General features: G+C 57.8%; 13 protein-coding genes and 1 pseudogene. 4 read left to right on the top strand and 10 right to left on the bottom strand.

Annotated elements, in window-relative coordinates; genetic code table 11:
• Both HMPREF2562_RS11140 and HMPREF2562_RS06025 read right to left on the bottom strand, forming a co-directional pair.
• Nucleotides 1–2,236: VaFE repeat-containing surface-anchored protein (locus HMPREF2562_RS11140; RefSeq protein WP_168162077.1), on the bottom strand; the 2,236-nt coding region annotated here is incomplete at its 3' end.
• Nucleotides 2,237–3,175: 939 nt separating this feature from the next.
• The gene (locus HMPREF2562_RS06025; RefSeq protein ID WP_049171148.1) at nt 3,176–3,823 is read right to left on the bottom strand and encodes a hypothetical protein; all 648 of its coding nucleotides are present in this window, start codon (nt 3,821–3,823) and stop codon (nt 3,176–3,178) included.
• Between the two features lie 519 nt (nt 3,824–4,342).
• On the opposite strand from HMPREF2562_RS06025, the pseudogene HMPREF2562_RS10745 reads away from it, so the two are divergent.
• Together HMPREF2562_RS10745 and HMPREF2562_RS06010 are read left to right on the top strand one after the other, a co-directional pair.
• Nucleotides 4,343–5,532, top strand: a pseudogene (locus tag HMPREF2562_RS10745) (IS3 family transposase); the annotation flags it as partial.
• Nucleotides 5,533–5,643: 111 nt separating this feature from the next.
• On the top strand, nt 5,644–6,567 hold the full coding sequence (locus HMPREF2562_RS06010; RefSeq protein WP_016421889.1) for a siderophore-interacting protein: 924 nt from the start codon (nt 5,644–5,646) through the stop codon (nt 6,565–6,567).
• Here the strand turns inward: HMPREF2562_RS06010 and HMPREF2562_RS06005 are convergent.
• The 6 genes from HMPREF2562_RS06005 to HMPREF2562_RS05980 form a co-directional block, all read right to left on the bottom strand.
• Complete coding sequence (locus tag HMPREF2562_RS06005; protein WP_016421888.1) at nt 6,564–7,358, bottom strand: ABC transporter ATP-binding protein; 795 nt, start codon at nt 7,356–7,358, stop codon at nt 6,564–6,566. The genes HMPREF2562_RS06010 and HMPREF2562_RS06005 overlap by 4 nt on opposite strands.
• Entirely contained in the window at nt 7,355–8,407 is a 1,053-nt protein-coding gene (locus HMPREF2562_RS06000; protein ID WP_016421887.1) for a FecCD family ABC transporter permease, read from the bottom strand. The genes HMPREF2562_RS06005 and HMPREF2562_RS06000 overlap by 4 nt, the downstream gene beginning before the upstream one ends.
• On the bottom strand, nt 8,404–9,399 hold the full coding sequence (locus HMPREF2562_RS05995) for a FecCD family ABC transporter permease (RefSeq protein WP_167389319.1): 996 nt from the start codon (nt 9,397–9,399) through the stop codon (nt 8,404–8,406). Before HMPREF2562_RS05995 ends, HMPREF2562_RS06000 begins: the two co-directional genes overlap by 4 nt.
• 51 nt (nt 9,400–9,450) lie before the next feature.
• Complete coding sequence (locus tag HMPREF2562_RS05990) at nt 9,451–10,407, bottom strand: iron-siderophore ABC transporter substrate-binding protein (protein WP_049171163.1); 957 nt, start codon at nt 10,405–10,407, stop codon at nt 9,451–9,453.
• An 832-nt stretch (nt 10,408–11,239) separates the two neighbouring features.
• Entirely contained in the window at nt 11,240–12,280 is a 1,041-nt protein-coding gene (locus tag HMPREF2562_RS05985; protein WP_016421884.1) for an aspartate-semialdehyde dehydrogenase, read from the bottom strand.
• A 9-nt stretch (nt 12,281–12,289) separates the two neighbouring features.
• The gene (locus HMPREF2562_RS05980) at nt 12,290–13,555 is read right to left on the bottom strand and encodes an aspartate kinase (protein ID WP_016421883.1); all 1,266 of its coding nucleotides are present in this window, start codon (nt 13,553–13,555) and stop codon (nt 12,290–12,292) included.
• A gap of 445 nt (nt 13,556–14,000) precedes the next feature.
• Between HMPREF2562_RS05980 and HMPREF2562_RS05975 the strand changes: the two genes are divergently transcribed.
• Nucleotides 14,001–15,056, top strand: a complete 1,056-nt coding sequence (locus HMPREF2562_RS05975; RefSeq protein ID WP_231367167.1) for a DMT family transporter — start codon at nt 14,001–14,003, stop codon at nt 15,054–15,056.
• Between the two features lie 156 nt (nt 15,057–15,212).
• Nucleotides 15,213–16,256, top strand: coding sequence for a class C sortase (locus HMPREF2562_RS05970; protein WP_016421881.1), 1,044 nt, complete (start codon nt 15,213–15,215; stop codon nt 16,254–16,256).
• A gap of 6 nt (nt 16,257–16,262) precedes the next feature.
• On the opposite strand, the gene HMPREF2562_RS05965 is transcribed toward HMPREF2562_RS05970, so the two are convergent.
• Entirely contained in the window at nt 16,263–18,560 is a 2,298-nt protein-coding gene (locus HMPREF2562_RS05965) for a YhgE/Pip domain-containing protein (RefSeq protein WP_070549760.1), read from the bottom strand.
• Entirely contained in the window at nt 18,560–21,193 is a 2,634-nt protein-coding gene (locus tag HMPREF2562_RS05960; RefSeq protein ID WP_070549759.1) for a YhgE/Pip domain-containing protein, read from the bottom strand. The genes HMPREF2562_RS05965 and HMPREF2562_RS05960 overlap by 1 nt, the downstream gene beginning before the upstream one ends.
• Between the last annotated feature and the right edge of the window lie 190 nt (nt 21,194–21,383).

Genomic DNA, 21,383 nt, shown 5'->3' with positions numbered 1-21,383 from the left:
GCTTTTCCGGCTGGGCAGGCTTCGTCGGCTTGCTCGGCTTTTCCGGCTGAGCGGGCTTAGTCGGCTTGCTCGGCTTGCTCGGCTTTTCGGACTCGGACTTAGACGGAGTTGTCGTCTCAGACGGCTCTTCCGGCTGTGTCGTCTCCGGCTGCTCGGACGGCTCATCCTCGCTCGGAGTTACCGGAACGGTGGACGTGGTCGGCTCAGTCGAGCTGGTCTCCGGTGCGGTCGTCTCCTCGGACGGAGTTTCGCTTTCCTCAGTCGGGGTGTCTTCCGGCTTCTCCGGAACCTCTCCAGTCACGGTCTGGCTTGCGTCATTGATATCTGCGTGGTCAGCGATCTCATTGACCTGACCAGCGCTTTCCTTACCAGTCGAGTCGACCTCATCAGAGGTCAGGTGCTCGAACACGACAGCCTCAGCAACAGGAGTCTTAACAGAGTCAGACACCTCAAGAGTGACAGTCACAGTACCGCTTGCCGACGTCGGCTTGAACGTCGCCTCGCCATGACCAATCACAGAGCCATCAGCCTTATTAACCAGTTCACCGGAGAGGGTGTAGTTCTTACCAGGCACCAGGCCCTCGAAATGCACGGTGTCGACAACCTTGGCATTAGCCTCAATGCGGTTGCCCTGAAGCTCGGCTACCGTGCGCAGCTCCGGCTCCAGCGGCGTATCAGCGGGTTCGCTCGGCTTAGACGGTTCGGTAGTCTCAGTCGGCTCCGTCGGTTCCGTGGTCTGCGACTCAGTGCTGTCAGTCGGCTCGGTCGGTTCCGTCGGAGCGGCCGGCTTCGTGGACTCGGAGGTGTTAGGAGTAGTCGTCGATGAGCTCGGCTGCTCTTCGCTTTCCGACGTCGTCGGAGTCTCAGACTCACTGGTCTCAGAAGTAGTGGTCTCGCTGGACGACGGCTCCGTTGTCTCCTCGGTCGTCTCCTCGGTTGTCTCTTCGCTCGTCGGGGTCTCTTCGGAGGTCGACGGCTGCTCCGGCTTTTCGCCGTGAACGGTCTGAGCTGCGTCGTTGATGTCCTCGTGGGTAGCGATTTCTACCCGCTGACCATCGGTGTTGTCCTGGCCATCGGCGGTGACCTCTGTCGAGGTCAGCTTTTCAAATGCAACAGCAGCGGTAACCGGCTCATCTACATCATCGGAGACGGTAATCATGACAGCCTGCTCACCCGAAGAGGTCTCCGGAGTGAATTCCACGCTGCCGGTCCCCAAGATGCGATCAGCATTGGTCTTGTCCACCAGGGTGGCGTCCAGGCGGTAGTTCTTACCCGGAACCAGGTCGGTGAACTTCACGATGTCCTTAACCACAGCGCCCGCAACAATCTTGTTGCCGTTCAGGCGAGCCTGAGTGGAGATCGACGGCTTACGCGTGGTCGGCTTCTCCGGCTCGGACGGCTTGGTCGACTCGGACGGGGTCGTGGTCTCCGCAGGCGTGGTCGGAGTAGTCGGCTTTTCCGGTTCGGTTGGCTGCTCCGGTTCGGTTGGCTTTTCTGGCTCGGACGGCTTCGTCGGCTCTGCCGGAACTTCACCGGAAGACGGAGTGACATTGTCAATCACAATGATGTCTTGTTTCTTACCATTGTTGAAAATGTAGCCAGTGCGGTTCGTGCCATCGACAGTGCCCTGACCGACGTTAGCCGGACCAGTGAGGTAGTCGTAGACAGCCTTCGTCGATGGGTTGTGAATGCCCTGGGAGAAGTCAATGCCATCGGAGAAGTGCCACAGAGCGAATTGAGTTGCGTTATTGGCGTCCAGCACTTTCAGACGTCCTTTAACTCCAGCTGCCTTCCCCAGTTCATCCAAACCAACAGCTGGAGAACCGTGGTGCGCAATCCAGTTGAGCTTCCGGTATCGGTCAAAGTCGTTCCGCAGCTTGTTATTGGTATCTGTACTGCGCGAGAACTGACTGAAGTTCTGCACACGACCGGTGTCATAAAGATCACCGGCGACGCTGGCCTCAATGCAGTAACCCATTTTGTGGCTACCAAATGGAGTTGCCGCCTCGTCAAATGCCGCAATGAGTGGCTCAAAATCACGGACATTTCCATTGGCTTCAACACCCTTAACGGTTCCAGGAACACTCAAAATCTTCTGGATTGTCAGGGTTTCGCCAGTGTCTTCTGCATCCTGCGCATGCGCAATTATTGGAGATTTAGCGAAGAAAAGAGCGAGCACAGCCATGAAGCTAAAAAGCGCCAACCAGCGCTTCTCGTTTGTAAAACGACCGAACATGAGCCCTCCCCCTTCCTTCGATTTCAGTGCGTTATACACCTTTCGCTACCTTTCCAGCCTTCAATGAACAATCAATGACCACGCATAAGCGTCTCCAGCCCCCATCACAGGTAGCCCAGTTGACATCGCCTTCTAATTCTCATTTATAGCGTTGGCCGCCCCCGAATATAACAAATACATTTTATGTTTGTTGAGCCATTTAATTGCCACCCCTATTGTCTTTTATTTCAATGTCAATAATTGTTGTTTGCATATTTTTTCTGGGGTGGACATTTGGACACCACACACATGCCGAAGTTCCACCTTTCGCCACGACACCTAGCCATTCAACCCATAAAATCACGATCAACCTGCGCATATGAAGTTTTTTCAATGAATCCCCGCCCATTAATTTGGGTTAGAATGTCTCCCATGTCACGATTTTCATAATTGTGAGTTACGGCACAAATGACACCCCACCCCCACCTAATGAAAATGCAAGCCAATAAATCTCTAAGAGCAAAAATGATGTCTCAAGACTATTTACAAAAGAATCCCCGGACATCATTTAATAAGCCACATAATTGTGTGCTAATTGCGGCTGCATAAATAATCGCCTCTCCGCCCCAACCTCTCCATCCGCGGTTAATAGACAAAAATGGGTCTGATTCACGGCATTCCAACAGATCACGTTATGTAAAACGCGACTGAATAGGGGACTGCAAATGTGAAACTGTGCGAGTTTATGACGCTTTCAGGACATTTTTCGGGCCATTTTTGACATAAACGCAGTCAGTAACTCGGATCGACCCAACGTCGCCAGCTATAAACACAAAAAAGCGCCTCCCCACTCCGCAAGGAGTGAGAAGGCGCTCGTGCGCTGTTACGTATTAATAGCCGCGAGAGCTAATAGCTGCGCAGTGTCATTGTAGTGCAGTGCCTAAGTCAGCTTAAACGGCCTTAGATAGCCTTTGCACCGGTGAGGTCCAGGTCGACTGGCAGGTTGTCACCCGCACCGTCCTCGGCCAGCAGGCCACCCTGGTTGTTGCCGCCGGTCTGGGCACCCTGCTCCTGGCCGCCAGTCTGGAGGCCACCCTGGTTCTTACCACCGGTCTGCAGGCCCTGCTCCTGGCCGCCAGTCTGAAGGCCGTTCTGGTTCTTACCGCCAGTCTGGAGACCCTGCTCCTGGCCACCGTTCTGCAGACCCTGGTCGCCACCGACGTTTTGCAGGCTCTGGTCCTGGCCACCGGTCTGGAAACCGGACTGACGCTCACCAATCTGGCCCTTGTCGTTAACCTGGTCGCCGCCGACCTTGTCGCCCTTGTCCAGCTTGTCGCCGCCAATCTGGTCTCCGCCGTTCAGCTGATCGCCGCCAGCGTTCTGGAGACCCTGGTTGCCGCCAACGTTCTGCAGAGCGTTGTCCTGATCGCCACCGACGTTCTGCAGACCCAGGTTGCCGCCCTCAGTCAGAGAGTGGAAGTTCGGGAACAGTGAGTCGACCTGAACCAGTGGGCCCTCCGGGAAGTTCACGTTGAACTCAGGTACCGGCAGCGGAGCCGGTGCTGGCAAGGAGGAAATCAGTTCGCAGATATTGCACAGGTTATCCATGATGATCCTTTAGAAAAATGAAGTGTAGATAAATGGTGTGGCGCGATGCCCAGAGCTGAAGGTAAAGGGCTTCTCGCCTTCTCCTTTGCGGCCACTGCCGTGCTCACACGAAAACCGTACCGGTGATGAAAAACGGTCACAATATAGAAATTCGACCCACTTCAGCCAGGAAATTGGAAACAGAATAACGGCAAAATTTAACCTGCACTTATGCCCAAACGTCGCATGTCACGGGTCACATTGCTAGCCGTTTGGTCACCCCAAACCAGGCTCGCCTTTTCCAGCAGAAAAGCCTCGGCACCTAATGAACTGCTCCCCATTAGTTGGACTGAGAAATCAGTTACCGACTAGTGGGGAGTAGTTGTCATTGAGAGCACGAAGTTCGCTAAGTGAATATCAGCGCGAGCAGTTGGTTGAACTATTTGAGCAAGGCATGGGTTATACAGCCGCTGCCAATGCCCTTGGTGTCTCCAAGTATGCCGCCCGTATGCTCTGTCGTCGGTTTAAGCTGCATGCAGGCTATGTCTTGTGGAGAAACCGACTAAGCAGCAGTACTCGTTCGAGATCAAGAAGGAAGTTGTCCAACGCCACCTTGCTGGCGAGACAGCGATGGATCTTGCACGTGAATTTGGCCTGTCATCACAGCAGCTGGTCCGCGGGTGGTCGTGGAAATGGCGCAAAGACGGCGATGACGCGTTGAAACCGAAGCCGAAGGGCAGACCCAAAGGATCGGTCACGCCGAAGCCGCTGTCGGAGGAAGACAAGCTGCGTGGCGAAAACGAACGGTTGCGGGCCGAAAATGCCTATCTAAAAAAATTGCGGGACTTGAGGAATCAGGGACGCGCCTGAAAGTCCAGGCGATTGTCATCCTCAAGTCGCACCACCGCTTGGAGTACCTCCTAGAGGCAGCAGGTATGCCACGGTCGACGTTCTTCTACCACCAGAAACGACTCAGTAAGCCAGATAAGCACGCCGAGCTCAAGCAAGCGATTCGGGAAAGCTTCGAGCGTAACAAGCATCGCTACGGCTACCGACGAGTACTACTTGACCTGCGTAACCAGGGGTGGGTGGTCAACCACAAACTCGTCTACAAACTCATGTGCGAGATGGGGCTGCGAGCCAAGATCCGCCAACGTAGACCTTATGTTTCCTACACCGGGACGATCAGCCACATTGCCGACAACAAGCTTGACCGCAAATTCACCCCGGATCAGCCAAATACCGTCTTTGTCAGCGACGTCACCGAGTTCAGGGTTGCAGGCCGCAAGGTCTACCTGTCACCGGTGATGGACTTGTTCGACCGCTCAATCGTTGCCCACACTGTGGCTACATCGCCGTCGACAGCGTTGACCACCGATTCTTTGCCCAAGGTGATCGCGGCGTGGGCACCTGAACCCGGGTGGATGATGCACACCGATCAAGGTTTCCAGTACCAGCATGCCTCGTGGCGTGACCTGATCGGCGACAACGGCGGTGTTCAGTCGATGTCGCGTAAAGCCAACTGTTACGACAACGCGGTCATGGAGAACTTCTTCGGCCACGTGAAAACCGAGATGTACCACGGAGAAGTCTTCGACACGGTCGCAGAGTTCAACCAAGTAATCGACGAATACATCCAGTGGTACAACACCGAACGCGTCCAACAACGACTCAAGGGCCTGACCCCGATGCAATATCGAAATCAGACCCTTGAAGCCCTAACCGCCTAGAGTTAAACCAGTCCAACTTTCGGGGACCAGTTCACCTCGGATCCCCGCGGGGCTTTTTCTGCCCCTCACCCTTTCACTTTTGCTTTAGGTAAGGGTAAGTTAACTCCCACTATGACCTCGAACCCAGTTACCCTGAACACTCCGACGAACACTTCCGCCTACCGCGCGGCCTTTTCTGACCACCTACTCTTGGCCGCCCCTTCTGAACCGCACCATCGAATCATCCGCGCCACTGTTTATGACGTCAGCGCCCCGGCAGAAAACCTGCAGAGGATTGTCATCCGCTCCCCCGAGCTAGTCGGCTTTCAGCTTTCCGGCCCGGACGAATTCTTTGGCCTCTTTATGCCGGCTAAGCCCGGCGAGAATCTCCATTTACCCCTCCACGGAGGTGGCGCCAATATCCGCGCAAGCGTTACAGCCATGCCGGAGACCCAACGCCCAAATTTACGTTGGTACACCGTACGCTCACTCGATCCCGAGTGCGGACAGATAACTTTCGACGTGGCGACACATGGCGTCAAAAATCCAAAGGATGAGCACGTCGGACCAGGGCTCGCCTGGGCTCTTGCAACTCGTGTTGGCGACCAGGTAGGCATCTGGACATGCCAGGGCCTCTGGCACCGCGCGCAAAGTTCACAAACACTTATCGCAGACCCATCTGCCGTACCTTCCGTTCGCGCCATTTTGGATTACGCGGATGCGTTTGCCCCGGAACAGTTGCGCGACATACACCTCGTAGTGGTCGCCGAGAACCATGGTGACCTCGAGCCATCCCTCGTCGCCGACTGGGAGAGCAAGCTGGGCAGCCTAGAAGTGCTGTTTAGCGCTACAACGGACTTCAGCACGGCAGTGATGTCCCACCTACAGCAACTGGACCGTGCCGAACACCCCGCAACACAGTCGAAGTACGTCTGGGTCGCGGGTGAAGGACAGCTCTGCAAGGAAGTACGGCGCCACGCAATTCACACCTGGGGCCTCAATAGCGAATCCGTGCAGTGGTGCCCCTATTGGTTCCTAGGCAGGGCACGGCCTTAATTAGCCACAATCCCTCGCGGCACAATAATCGGAGCCATACCGCGGGGATCTTCCCACACCTCGGCATTCAGGCCATATGCCTCGCGCAACACATCCACCGTCAGAGCCTCCTTTGGAGAACCCTCGGCGATCTTTTCCCCTTCCTTCATGACGATCATCTCGTCGCTAAAAGCTCCCGCCAGGCCAAGATCATGAAGTACGGTAATCACCGTCTTGCCCTCTTGAGCGAGCTCCCGCACGATACTTAGAATCTCTATCGCATGTGCCGGATCTAGGTAGGTAGTCGGTTCGTCCAACAGCACAATTGGCGTATCCTGCGCCAACACCATCGCCATCCAGACCCGCTGCCGCTGGCCGCCAGAAAGCTCCGCCACGTCGCGGGCAACAAGATGGTCAACCTTCGTCTTCTTCAGCGCCTCGCGCACTTTTTCTTTATCTTCTGACGCCGTCGCTCCCCCACCCCAGAGCGATCGACGATAAGGGTGCCGTCCGCGCTCCACAAGTTCTCCAACGGTCAATCCCGCCGGACACAGCGGGTGTTGTGGCAAAAGCGCAATTAGTTGGGCGGCTTCGCGCGACCGCAAACTATGCACGTCCTTTTTCTCTACAAGAACCCGTCCTTCGGCGGGAGCAAGCAGCCGAGAAAGCGTCTTGAGCAACGTCGACTTGCCACAACCATTGGGGCCTAAGAGCGTGGTGACCTTCCCGGGCTCTGCAGTGAAAGACACGTCCTTAACAATGCTTGGGCCGTCGTTGTAGCCCACGGTGACGTGATCAACTTGAACGTTCATTGAACCATTCCTTTCAGAGTTCCGCGACGGGCCGCCAACCACACAAGCAACACCAACGCGGGGCCACCGATGATGGCGGTAACCAAACCCACAGGGGATGTAAATGGCAGTGCGCCCGCCACGACGGCGCACGCAGCTAATAGAGCAGCGCCTGCAAAAGTAGAGCACAACGGATGGGGCGTGGGCGTTCCGGCCACCAGCTTGGCCAGCTGAGGAGCCAATAGTGCCACGAATCCAATTGGGCCGACAAAGGAAACCACCACCGCGACAATGCCCGTTGCGGCAATGAGCAAAATAGCGCGCACCCTCGTGACATTTACCCCAAGTGTGGACGCGGTGGCGTCATCATGAGAAAGAAGAGGGACATCGCGCGTAACACAAAGGCCTAAAACTACGAAGGGCAACAGGCCCAACACCATAGGAAACAAAGCTTCCATACGCACAAAGCCGGTAGACCCAGCGAGCCAAGTTTGGGCATCCGTGGCACGAGTTAAGTCAGCCCGGAGCAGGAGATACTGCACTAAAGACTGCGTGAGGAAAGACAGTGCCAGGCCGATGACCACTACGCGCTGCGACGTCCCGAAGCCACCGAGTAGAACGAGCAAACCAACGATCACTAGTGCGCCAAGCAAAGCGAGTGCAGCACGCCACCAGAACGTCGGCACCCCCTCACTCCATGCAGGGCGGGTAACTACGGTGCCCGCCACAACCAAAACCGCCGCGCCGCCGGATACACCGAGAATGTCCGGGCTGGCCAGCGGATTGCGGGCCATGGTCTGAGTCCACGCACCTGCCAGCCCTAGAGCCGCGCCGACCAGAACGGTAGCGATTGCTACAGGCAGGCGGAGATCCCACACCACGTTGATTGCTTGCTGTGTGCCCCCACCGGTGAGAACCTCGATGACTTCCATCGGGCTGAGCTTCACCGCTCCTTGCCCCAGGATTAAGCAGTAACAAAGAGCCGCTATGAGGGCGAACCCTGCCGAAGCCGCCAGGACGCGTCTGCTTCGTGAACGCTTAATACTACGGATAGACGTCATATCGCTCATATCGTCAGCTCCGAGTCATTCGAGGTCGGTGAACTCTTCTTACGTCGCACCGCCAGAATCATCACTGGGGCACCGACAATAGCTAAGACAATGGACATTTCCAGCTCGTTAGGCTGCAGGACGAAGCGGCCCACAATATCGGCTAGCAACACAGCCGCGCCACCAACAATGCCGGTCGGCAGCAAGAGGCGAGTCAGGGACGGGCCGGTAAACGGGCGTAGTAGGTGTGGCACGGCGAAGCCCACGAATGTCACAAGCCCCACAGTGGCTGTCGCCGAGCCGGCGAGGATGATCACCGCTGCGGCAGCCAACAAGCGGGTTCTCGTGGGCGAGCTGCCAAGGGAACGGGCGGAGTCCTCTCCCATCGCAAGTAGATCCAGCGGGCGTGCTGCAAGCGCACCACATAGAGCACCTAGTGCTAGACCTAAAGCAGCTAAGGCCACGTCTTCCATACCCCGCCCAGCTGTAGAGCCAACGGTCCAGCGGCGGAGCCCTTCCAGGGTGTCGGAAGAATAGAGGCTCAGCATATTCGTGGCCGCTTGCAGGGCGAAGGTAACTCCCACGCCCACGAGTACCAGAGTTAGCGGGTTACGCGATACGCGGGAAATCAACAGCACGATTGAGGCAGCGACGGCCGCCCCGACGAGCCCTACAAGTGTCCGCTCCCCGACCGTCGTTGCCCAGCCCAAGGTCAGTGCCGCAGCGACTGCGAAACTTGCTCCAGCGTTCACGCCGATAATGCCGGGATCTGCCAGGGGGTTGCGGGTCCAGCTCTGAGCAATGGCACCCGCCATAGCCAGGGCTGCGCCTGTGATCACAGCCAAGAGGGTGCGCGGAACGCGCAAGTCCCAAATGATGCCGGATTGCGTAGATGGGTGCGGACCATGCATGAGGATGCTGGTCACTTCGCCAATGGAAAGATCTTTGGAACCCAAGTACAGGGAGGCAAGCAGCAGCAAAGCCAAGCCAACGAGTGCGGCCGAAGTAAGCAAACGCCGGGAAAACACCAAAGAATGTCGAGTTCTTGAAACGGACACTTTCAATTAAATTGCGTCAGAGAACTTGTCGACTGCCCAGGGGATGGTCAATGGGTTCGGCATACTCATTGCATTGCCCACGTTTTCGTCCATCCAGCGGACCTTGCCTTCGCGAACAACGTCCAGCTTGCTGAATGTTGGATCCTTCTTCAAGGTATCGGCGGCACCCTGGTAATCAAGGATGAAGAGGTAATCGACGTTGTTGAGGTCGCTGTAGTTCTCAGGTGCGATGTCGCGGTAGAACTCGCCCCCGTTACCTTCGAGCTCCTTCGGGATCTCGAAGCCCAGACTCTTGATAAACTGCCCGCGACCGTCACCGGAGGTGTACAGGCCGATCTTTCCCTGATAAGGCATGACGATAGCCGCACGCTTGCCTTTGAGCTCAGGGTGCTGCTGTTGGAAATCATCGAAGGCCTTCTGCGTTTCTTCGACGAGTTTGTCGCCTTCTTCTTGCTTGTCTACAGCGCCGGCGATCTGGTTGACCTGATCCCGCCAGGGGATCTGCCAGTCCGTGGCACCGTCTGGCTTAACGGTGGTTGGGGCGATGTCATTAAGCGCCTTCTTCGCCTGCGCGTCTACGGCAGAGTTCACCGCAATGATCTTGTCCGGATTAGCGGCGGAGATCTTCTCCAGGATTTCAGCAGTGAATCCGTTGGCAGTACCGTAAACCACTTCAGGCTTGTTGTCGCCGAGCTTTTCGGTAGCCCATGGGCCGACGCCAGACGCATCAACATCTCCCTCAGCACCCCAGGGCGCTACGAGGACTGGTTGGATGCCTAGAGCGAGCAAGGTATCGCTGTCTCCCAGGCCAACTGCGGCGATGCGCTCATCCCCGGTGCCCTCATTTTTTGACGCCGCCGCGTCGTCGCCTCGGGAGCAACCAGACAGAACAAGAGTGGATGCTGCCAAGACAGCGGCGGTCTTCAGCGCCGCTCGACGGGTCAGCGAATTGTTTCGAAACATGTGAAAGCCTAACGTGTAAGGAACTCTTTGAGACGCTGTAAAGTACCCGTAGCCCCAAGAGACTGATGGCCTCTTTCGGCTACGGCCAACACAGTAATCGGGTCTATATTACACAGGTAAGGCTAACCACACAACAGGCTGCCCTAAGTTAGTCCGCTTCCCGCTCGGCCGCTACCGACTCCATCGCCGCCCTGGCCACCGTCGCCACGCTGGCCACCCGACGCCACTCTGGCCACCCTAGCCACTCTGGCCACTGTCACCGCCCTGGCCACCCTAGCCACCCTGGCTCTCAGTGCCGAGATGCTCGCGCTATTGCAACTCGTGGCACCAACTGTCGGAAAAGTTGCACTTCGAAGGTCGAAATGTCGCTAGAACGGGAATCTGTCAGCACAGGCGCGCCTCCGAATTTTGCGACAATTCCCTGACCTGCAGTTTTGCGGAGCTGCAAATCAGTGTCTTTAACGCATTCCCGGTCTAGCGACATTCACCCCTGCTAGCGCCCCAAAAACGGCGCCGTCGGCCACGCATTCCCGGTCTAGCGACATCTGCACATCCTCACGCCGCCAAATAGGGCGCCGGCGCCTCCCGTGACGCAATCCCCCCCCCAGCACTGCGCTCGCACAATCTCACATTCCGCTGGCGCTGCAGCCAAGCGGAAAGCGTGGGCGTCAATAAGAAAAAATAGGCCCCCTACCGCAACAAATGTGAACTGCTCCCCATTAGTTGGACTGAGAAATCAGTTACCGACTAGTGGGGAGTAGTTGCCATTGAGAGCACGAAGTTCGCTAAGTGCCGAGGCTTAACTTTTTGCGCTTTTAAGTACTGCGCTCAACTACTGGTCAGCGACCAACAACTCCGCAATCTGGATGGTATTCAGAGCAGCGCCCTTACGCAGATTGTCGCCAGAGACAACCAGCACCAGGCCACGCCCCTCCGGAACCGACTGATCGACACGGATACGACCCACCAGGGACTCATCCACACCAGCGGCGGCAAGCGGATTCGGAACGTCGACGACCTTCACGCCCGGCGCGGACTCCAGCAGTTCGGTTGCCTTCTCTACGGACAGAGCATTCTCAAACTCAGCGTGAATCACCAGCGTGTGGCCAGTGAACACCGGAACGCGCACACAAGTACCAGCAACAGCCAGCTCAGGGATAGACAGAATCTTGCGGGACTCATTGCGGAGCTTCTGCTCCTCATCAGTCTCCAGTGAACCGTCATCAACAAAGTTTCCAGCCACCGGCAGCGCGTTGAAAGCAATCGGGGCGACATACGGACCAAAGTCCTCCGCAACCAGAGCCGAACCATCAGTGGTCAGCTTCTCCAGGTTGTCGACGTTCTCGCGCACCTGGCCAGCCAGAGTATTCACACCAGCAAGGCCCGAACCCGAGACCGCCTGATAGGAGGACACACGCAGACGCTGCAACCCGGCCTCGTCGTGAAGCGGCTTGAGAACCGGCATCGCGGCCATGGTGGTGCAATTCGGATTCGCGACAATGCCCTTCGGGATGTCCTGCAAAGCATCCGGGTTGACCTCGGAGACCACCAACGGGACCTCCGGATCCTTACGCCACGCCGACGAGTTATCAACAACAACAGCGCCAGCAGCCGCAAAACGCGGAGCCTGCTCCTTCGACAGCGTGCCGCCAGCGGAGAACACCGCGACATCAATGCCCTTCAGATCCTCGTCAGAAGTAGCCGCGACATCCTCGACAACAATCTTCTCGCCGCGGAACTCCAACTCCTTGCCCGCACTACGAGCAGAAGCGAAAAAACGAACCTTATCGGCCGGGAAATTACGCTCCGCCAGAAGAGTGCGCATCACACGACCAACCTGGCCAGTGGCACCAACAACAGCAATCGTGGTCATGAAAACTCCTTAACGTCCCGTACCAGCGTAAACAACAGCCTCAGTGTCTCCACCGAGATTGAAAGCGTCGTGCAGGGCCTTCACAGACTTGTCGACATCCTGGTCATTAACCAGCACCGAGATACGAATCTCAGAAGTGGAAATCAGATCGATATTCACACCCTCATCAGCGAGCGCCTCACAGAACGTCGCAGTCACACCCGGGTGGGACTTCATGCCAGCACCGACCAAGGAGACCTTGCCCACGTGATCGTCGTAAAGCACGTCCTTCCAGTCGTTGTCAGCCTGCAGCTTCTTCAGCAACGCCATCGCCTTCGGAGCATCCTCGCGCGGGCACGTGAAAGTAATGTCAGTGCGGTTATCCGCGACGGTGGAGACGTTCTGCAGCACCATATCGATGTTGATCTCCGCATCCGCAACAGCACGGAACATCTTCGCCGCCTGGCCCGGATCATCCGGAATGCCCAGCACGGTCACCTTCGCCTCGGAGCGGTCATGCGCCACACCGGTCAACACTGCTTCTTCCATAGGAATATCCTCCATCGATCCATCAACAAGGGTGCCAAGTTCATTGCTATACGACGAACGCACACGCAACGGGACATTAAACGCACGGGCGTATTCGACACTTCGCAGCTGCAAAATCTTCGCGCCAACCGCGGCCATCTCCAACATCTCCTCGAAGGAAATGTTGTCCAAACGCTGTGCGTCCGGCACAATGCGCGGATCCGCGGTGTACACGCCGTCCACGTCGGAGTAAATCTCGCAGACGTCCGCCTCTAGGGCTGCCGCGAGGGCAACCGCAGTGGTATCCGAGCCACCACGGCCCAGCGTAGTGACGTCCTTGGTCTCGCGGTTTACACCCTGGAAACCGGCCACTAGGCAGATATGGCCCTCATCGAGAGCCTCACGGACACGGCCCGGAGTGACCTCGACAATGCGGGCGTTACCGTGGCGCTCCGTGGTAATCACGCCAGCCTGTGAACCGGTGAAAGACCGAGCCGAGGCGCCGAGGCTTGCAATCGCCATAGCGACCAGTGCATTAGAAATACGCTCACCGGCGGTCAGGAGCATATCCATCTCGCGTCCCGGCGGGACCGGGTTGACCTGCTCAGCGAGGTCCAGAAGCTCATCGGTGGTGTCGCCCATTGCCGAGCAGACAACCACGACGTCATTGCCCTGCTTTTTGGTTTCCACAATTCGTTCTGCAACACGACGAATGCGTTCGGCGCTCTCCAGGGATGAACCACCGTACTTCTGCACAACCAGTGCCATGGTCGGCAACCTCCAAAAACTAGGCAACTATATGCAAGTAACTATTATTGACTCAATTTACTTGAGTTGCATTCGTAATTACATAGTGGGTTACCAAAACGTAGCTTGTGGGGGTTGCGTGGAGGGTTTGGATCGGGTTGCGTAGGGGTTGCGGGGTTATTGGGCATGGGTTGGGTGCGGATCGGACGCTGCTGCGGGCTGCAAATGTGAAACTGACTAAGTTTATGACAAAAATATGCCCTGAAACTTGTCAAAACTGACATAAACCTAGTCAGTAACTCTCGGTACTGTGCCAAGAACTCCGGGCTCAGCCAGCTCCACTCCGGGCTCAGTCAGCTTCTTGGCCGAACCAGCTAATTCCCGAGGCGCTGCGGGCACCAAGCACTGCCCCGCCCAACCCCTGCGAAGTGGACATGACAAGTGTTGCGTGCCTAGCATCTCCTACGTGAACAATGACCTTCTCGCAGCGATACTGGCACTGCTGTCCGCACTCAGCATCGCGTGGGGAACCGTCATCCGCCACAACCTCTCCGGAACACTGGAAGAGGGCACCAGCACACTTCGCGGAGTGGCGAAGACCCTGAAGCTGCCGCGCTGGTGGCTGGGCTCGGGCCTGGCGATTGCCGGGTATGTATTTCAGGTCACGGCGTTGGCATTCGGCACGTTGCTCCTGGTGCAGCCGTTGCTGGTCATGAAGCTGATGCTCACGCTCCCGCTGGCAGCGAAGGTCAACGGTCGGCGGATTTCGCGGTCAGAGATGATCTGGTCCGTGGCGCTTACTTTTGCGGTGGCGACGCTGGTGTTGCTCGGCAAGCCGACTGCCGGCTCCACCGATATCCCCACCTACCTGTGGGGATGGGCTCTCGCCGTCGGTGGCGTGGTCACCTGCGGGCTTTACGCCGCTGCAGTTCAGTGGCCCAACACCGGCACCGGCGCCGGCGGCGGCTCAGACACCAAACAGCGCGGAGTGCTGCGCCAGAACCCGAAGGCCCTACTGCTCGGCACGGCAACCGGCTGGCTGTACGGCTTCGTCGCGTTGCTGTCTAAGTCGGTGGTCGATACTTATGTCAATGACGGACTCGTCCAACTCCTGCTCTCCTGGGAACTCTGGCTGCTGGTGGCACTGGCGGTTATTGGCGTCGGCCTGCAGCAGGCGGCTTTTAACGCGGGACCGTTGCAGGCTTCGCTGCCAGCTATGACCGTCGTGGAGCCGATCGTTGCCTTCAGCTTGGGATACATCGTTCTTGGTGAGCGCTTCCAGGCGGTTGGTGTGCAGTGGGTGGCGCTGTTTATCGCACTGGTGACCATGATTTCTGCCACTATTGCCCTGGCGGCTCGGCCGGCAGAGGCGACCTCCACAAGCGCCACAAGCGCCCCAAGCACCGAAAACACCGCAGACACCGCGACCACCGACGCCCCAAGCATCGCAAACACCGCAGACACCGACACCACAAGCACCGCAAACACCACCACAGATTCCACCGATGCCACAGCACGGTGAGTAGAGTTCAGCTCTCCCGGGTTGCATGACCTAAATTGGTATGTGCACTTATTAAGTCGTTAGCGATTTGTCGGCCTGGCTATCCCTGCCCGGGAACTGTCCCTGGTGAGAAAGACCCGTGGCCGCTATGCACAAGGTCACCAAAGGTAGGACTCGATGGGGCGTCATTCCCATTCCAAGCGGGCAACTTCCAAGCGGGCATCTAAACCGACATCTAAGCGGAAGTCCGAACGCGCAAACGATACTAACGCCAGCGCCGCATCCAAAACCCAAGCAAAGCCCCAAAAAGGCAAGAAGCTCAACTCGAACACCATCATCGCCCTGCTGTTGATCATTGGTGGTTTGGGAGTGCTGCTGTACCCGGTTGTCGCAACGCAGTGGAACAACTTCCTGCAGGCCCGCGCCGCAGATGAATACTCCAAGCTGGAGAAATCCGCTCCTCCTGAGGTCTTGGACACCGCCTGGAATGAGGCCCACGAGTACAACGCCAGCCTCGGCGAGGTCAATCCCGGCGACGCCTGGACCACCTCCGATGACGAGTCTTCCCCGGAGTACCAGCGCTACCGCCACTACCTCGACGTGCTTGGCGAGACCGACGCGCTCGGCCGCATCGTCATCCCGTCCATCAACTCTGACCTGCCCATTTTCCACGGCACGTCGGAAAAGTCGCTCTCGCGCGGTGTCGGTCACCTCTACGGCACCGACTTCCCGGTCGGCGGAGTGGGCGAGGGTGAAGGTCGTCACGCGTCGCTGTCGGCGCATACGGGTCTGCAAAATGCGACGCTGTGGGACAACCTCGACAAGGTCAAGAAGGGCGACGCGTTCTACATCGCAGTCGCGGGTCACAAGTTGAAGTATGAGGTCCACGACGTAGCCGTCGTAAAGCCGGATGAAACCGATGCTTTACGACGCGTCCCCGGAGAAGACCTGATCACCCTGATTACGTGCACGCCTTACGGCATTAACACGCACCGACTGCTGGTGACGGGGCATCAGGTGCCGATGGATCCTGACGAGGAGTCCGTGTTCGACGGCAGCGGTTCGCAGTGGCAGTGGTGGATGTGGGCCATCCTGGCAGCAGCGGCGGTGATCATTGCGCTGCTGATTTGGTGGCTGCGGAAGCTCTCGCGCGACGGCAAGGGCGAGCCGGAAGCCGAGCGCGAGAGCGACGAGACAGAGAATGACGAGGCGGAGGATTAGGCCCCCTTACGAAGTCGCCATCACCTTCGTCTCCTCGATTGCGTTCTTGATCTCGTTGATTCCCTTTTCAAAGATGCGCTGAAGGCCCAGCGCCAGAATCAGCGACGGGATGATGAACAGCGCCAACATGAACATCAGCTTCCAGTAGTCTGCCTCATAGATACCGGCGATGGAGCTGCGGAACATATCGATCGCGTAGGTACCCGGCAGCCAAGGGCTAATGTTCTGGACCCACTGTGGCACCAGCGGCAGCGGATACGCGCCACCTGCGGCCGAGACCTGCATCACCAGCAACAGCACGCAGATGGCCTTGCCGGCGTTGTCGAAGGTGAAGACGAACGAGAAGACGATCATCATAAACACCAGCGAAATCACCCAGCCGGCCAGCAGCATCAGGAATCGGTGCGCGGGCTCGATGCCCACGTACACCTGGAGTCCCAACACCATCAGTGTGGACTGAACCAGGCCCACGCTGGCGAAGGTGGCGAACCGGCCGAAGTACTTCTCGACGCGGGTGTAGTCATCGGCCTGCGCAGCGTTGATTTGTGCGTCACTGGTCGGCTCGTCGATTTCATCGCTGGCTGCATCGCCCTGCGCATCATCGACTGCATCGCTGACCACATTCTCGGCCTCATCATCGCCGACCTTCTGACCGCCGCGGCTACGGACCGTGGTGCGGATCAGCACCGACGACAGCAGCGCACCGATCCACAGCGCGAGGGTCGCATAGAACGGCGCCATACCCGCACCGAAGCTCTGGACTGGGAAGACGGGGTCTTCCTCGACCTGCACCGGCGCGGCCAACTGCGCTGCCAGGGCACTTGGGTCATCACCGACGGCCTCAGCAATTCGCGAGAGGTCCCCGGTGTCCTTCGCCTCTTCCAGCGCGTTGTGAATCTCGTCGAAGCGAGCGGCCAGATCATCAAAACGGTTGCTCAGACCCATCGTGGCGGCGCTGGTCTTACGCAGCGTGTCCACCGGCGAGCCGGAAATCGTACCGCGGATGCCGCGAATGTCCTCGCCAATGACCTCGATGTCGTTGCTCAGACGCGACACCGGCTCCGACAGTGCGTCGATCTGCGGGCGCAGGTTCTGCTCGTAGGAGTTTTTGGCATTTTCCACAGCGGCAATCGCAGCCGTGAAAGCGTCCTTCGCCTGGCTTATCGACGATCCCGTATCCCGGCCACCGCGCAAATCCGCCGCCACGGCGGAGAAACTCTCCTGCAGCCCACGGGTGCGAGCAATCGAGGTGTTCAGATCGGAAATCGCGCGGTCGTAGCCCGGCTTAGCGACACCCGGAACCACTGCCCCCACGGTGTCTTCCAGGCGGTCGCGCATCGCAGTCAGACCGTCGGCCTGCTGGCCGAATTTGGCCGCCATCGCATCGAAGGTATCCGCGGTCGCGCCGCTGGTGGCCTGGGTGCCGTCGACAAGCTCGTTGACGCGGTCGCGCACGCCTTCGTAGCTCGACTGCGTTGCGTCGAGCGCCGTGCTAACCGAGTCGCGAACATTGCCGACCGCGGCTTCCAGATCGCCTGCGACGTTGCCGTCACCCGAACCATTGCGCAGAATGTCCATCCGCGCACCAGCGTTTTCCAAAATGGAATCCGCGGTCTCCACCAGCGGCACGGTGGTCTCCACCAGCGTGGACAGCGAACGAGCAGTCTGCGCACCGGAGCGCAGCCGCGCGGCGGTGTCATCAACGCGGTTTTGCACGCGCGTCAGTGCCTGCTTGGAGTCGGAGGTGTTTAGATACTCATCCAGCGAGGTGATCACGCCCAGCCCAACACTGGCGACGACCTGCGTGAAGTTCTTGTCAATCTCCTGAATAACGCCACTCGCGCCCTTACTCGTAATGATTGACGAAAGCGCGTTCTTCTTCTCATTCGTATAGAGCGTCAGCTTAGGCGCCTTGGTGCCTCGGACGTAGAAGGTCATCAGTTCGGTACTGAAGTTCTCCGGAAGCACGATTGCCGCGTAGTAGTCACCGGACTTAGTGCCGTCGATGGCGTCCTCAGAATCCGTAATCTGCCAGTCGATGTCGTGATTACGGCTCAGCTTCGACAGCACCTCATTGCCCAAGTTCACGTCAATCGCACCGATATCCGTGCGATGACCACGGTCATTACTGGCGACCGCAATCTTCAGCTTTTCGGTGTTCTCAAACGGCTCCCAGCTGGCCAGCACGTTAAAGCAGGTGAACAGCAGCGGAATCAGCACCAGACCGAAAACCATGATGCCGGTCATCGTGTTCTGGCGGATTACCCGAAAGTCATTCCGCACAATTTCAAGAACGTTTCTCATTAGGCTTCACCTTCTGAGGAAGTCTTCACGCTTGCCGACGACACCTTCGCCTGTGGCTCAACCGAATCACCAGCATTTTCCAGCGAGTACGCATGCGGATGGGAAGTTTGGTGCTCCATGTAGGCGCGCAGCTCCTCCTCCGACAGCTCGCTGAGCTCCTGGGCGTGAATCACAGACTGCTTGACGTACTCGCGCACCGCGATGTAGGCGAGGCAGAGCAGCACAAACAGGCAAGCCAGACCGAAGAACAGGGCCTTCTGATCCGGGTAGTTACGGGCCAAAATACCCAGCACCACCAGGGCGGCCAACGAGACACCAACGGCAATGCGCATGAACAGCGCGTAGCTGCCACGCAGATTCTCCATCCGCTCGTCGACTCGCGATTGGTACTCCTCGCGGTTACGCAGCGCAAAGACGAGGTCACTGAGCTTGTATCCGCTACCGACCAGGTGGACTTCTTCGTTGTTGACCAGTCCGCCCTCTTCAAGCTGGTGGTTAACCAAGACATTGACCGAGGACAGGCTGCGGCGCAGCCAGTAACCGACCACGTAGGCGACCACTGCCATGGCCATCAAGGTGAGCATGTTCTTCAGGTAGTAATTCGAGTAGAAACCACCAATGGTCTCGCGGAGAGCATCAATGCCGTAGGTCAACGGCAAGAACGGATTCAGCGCCTGGAAGAAGTCCGGGGTCATCTCAATTGGATAGAGACCGGCGGCGCCAGGAATCTGAATAAACGCGAGCACTACGGCAATACCACGTCCCACGTGGCCAAACGCCGACACCAAACTGTAAATAATGGCGAGATAACACAACTCCACCACGACACAGGTGAGGACGAACGCAACCGCGCTGACATGCTGCACACCAATGACGATGTCACCGATAGAGACAATCAGCGCCTGGAAAGTAGCGATGATGCCCAGCAGCAATGTGCGGCCCATGTACGCCTGGCCCACCGTGATTTCCTTGAAACCTTCCGCGTCGACTTCCACGCGGAAAATCACAATCAGAATGAACGCACCAATCCACAACGACAGGTTGGTAAACAGCGCCGCCATACCCGAGCCGTAGTGATCCACCGGGAACACGGCCTCGGTCTTAACCTCAGCCGGATCGCTCAGGAACTGCGAGATACCCTCAGGATCGAGGTCGTTGACCATGTTCATGGCTTCGCGCTCTTCGGTGGTGCCCAGGGTAAGAACATCGAGACGCGCAGTTTCCAAGCCATCGCGCACACCATCAAGGTCGGCCTTGAAGCTCTCGAGGACCTGATCCGCAGCAGAAAGCTGCCCACTCGTAGCGTCGAGAAGCGCGGACGTTTCCTTGACGGTGTCCTTTTGCGCGCCAAGCGCCGCCGCGTACGAACCCACGCGCGCGTTGAGCTGATTAAGCGCCTTGCTCAACTGCGGGAGTGAGTCCTGGGACGCCTGACGAATCTGATCCGAGGCGGCCTTGCCGTCCTTAGTGGCCTGCGCCAATGCCTCGCTGGTGGCGTTGAGGGAGTCGAGAGTTCCCTGCGCCGAGCCGGAGACGTTCTTCAGACCCTCCACCAGCTCTTTATTGGTGGCGTTGCTCTCGTCGAGCGCATCGATTGTGCGCTGGATTGCCTGTTTATCCGGGCCGTTGAGCGGGCTGGCATCCAACAGGGAATTCAGGCCGCCAATGACCTGATCCGCCTGCTTGACGATGTCCTCCGCCGCAGCCGTCGCGGAATCCGAACGGGAAATTGCGCCCTGCAGATTGCCAGTCATCGCGCCGATCGCGGCGTTGGCGTTACCGGTGCCCTCTACCAGGGCGGTACTGCCCTGCAGGTAGGCGTCGTTGAGATCCGCGGAGAAATTCAGGACCTCGTTGTTGAGCTCACCAGTAATCGCCTGCACCTGCGTCAACGCATCCTGGGCGTCATCGAGGGCCGTGTCCACGCTGCCGAGAGTCTTCTTGATCTGCGCAATCGTCGGCTGCAGATCGCCAATCTGCTCCTGGATAGCACCGACTTCATCGCGGCTATTGGCAACCGCATCGGCGACATCCTGGAAAGCGTCAGCGGAATTGAGACGAGCCGCATCGAACCGCCCCTGCAGCAGGCCGCCAGCTTCCTTAACCTCCTCGGTGACCGCCTTCGCAATCTCCTTATTAAAGGAAGCGGAAATCTGACCATCAATACCGGACGCGCCCTGCGCCGTGATGTGCGGCGAGATCGCGTTGATCTTCTGGTTAGCGCGGTATTTCAGCTTTGCTGGATGCCCCTGCCCTTGAATCAGGTCAACCATTTCCTGCGAGAAATTCGGCGGAATGGTGATTTCGGCATAGACCTTGCCGCGCTTTAGGTCTCGGTCTGCCTTCTCGGCATCGGGGAACTGCCAGCCCAGTTCATGATTTTGTTTTAGTTGTTTGACCACCTGGTTACCGATATTGAGGCTTCCGGTAACCGAGGAACTCGCGCCCTTGTCCTCATTCACAATTGCCACGCCAATGTTCTCGGTGTGCTCGTACGGATCCCAGAAGCCTGGGATGTTGAACCAGGAGTACAAGGCAGGGGTAATCATCACGCCGATGACGATTACCCACACTCTTGGGCTATTGCGGAGACGGCGCAAGTCTCGCTTAAGAATAGACCAGCTAGTTTGCACCTTAAGGACGCTATCATCTTTAATCCGCTAAATACATTGGTACTAGTTTTAGAACTATCGATGGGCGGGGCCGTCGGCAACGCCTTTCACTGCACGGAGCCCCACCGCACAGCCCCTAACGACGCAGAACTCTTACGGCACAGAAACCCGCGCATATTTCCCCCACTAAAACCCCCGAATGATGAAAATC

It is taken from the genome of Corynebacterium sp. HMSC077G07 (genome assembly GCF_001809225.1).
Classification (GTDB): Bacteria; Actinomycetota; Actinomycetes; order Mycobacteriales; family Mycobacteriaceae; genus Corynebacterium; species Corynebacterium jeikeium_D.
This window is presented reverse-complemented; position numbering and strand designations above follow the sequence as displayed.

Coding starts and splice junctions, on each gene's coding strand:
- HMPREF2562_RS05985 (WP_016421884.1), bottom strand. CDS start 12,280: ATGACCACGATTGCTGTTGTTGGTGCCACTGGCCAGGTTGGTCGTGTG.
- HMPREF2562_RS05965 (WP_070549760.1), bottom strand. CDS start 18,560: ATGAGAAACGTTCTTGAAATTGTGCGGAATGACTTTCGGGTAATCCGC.
- HMPREF2562_RS05990 (WP_049171163.1), bottom strand. CDS start 10,407: ATGTTTCGAAACAATTCGCTGACCCGTCGAGCGGCGCTGAAGACCGCC.
- HMPREF2562_RS06025 (WP_049171148.1), bottom strand. CDS start 3,823: ATGGATAACCTGTGCAATATCTGCGAACTGATTTCCTCCTTGCCAGCA.
- HMPREF2562_RS06005 (WP_016421888.1), bottom strand. CDS start 7,358: ATGAACGTTCAAGTTGATCACGTCACCGTGGGCTACAACGACGGCCCA.
- HMPREF2562_RS05980 (WP_016421883.1), bottom strand. CDS start 13,555: ATGGCACTGGTTGTGCAGAAGTACGGTGGTTCATCCCTGGAGAGCGCC.
- HMPREF2562_RS06010 (WP_016421889.1), top strand. CDS start 5,644: ATGACCTCGAACCCAGTTACCCTGAACACTCCGACGAACACTTCCGCC.
- HMPREF2562_RS05970 (WP_016421881.1), top strand. CDS start 15,213: ATGGGGCGTCATTCCCATTCCAAGCGGGCAACTTCCAAGCGGGCATCT.
- HMPREF2562_RS06000 (WP_016421887.1), bottom strand. CDS start 8,407: ATGAGCGATATGACGTCTATCCGTAGTATTAAGCGTTCACGAAGCAGA.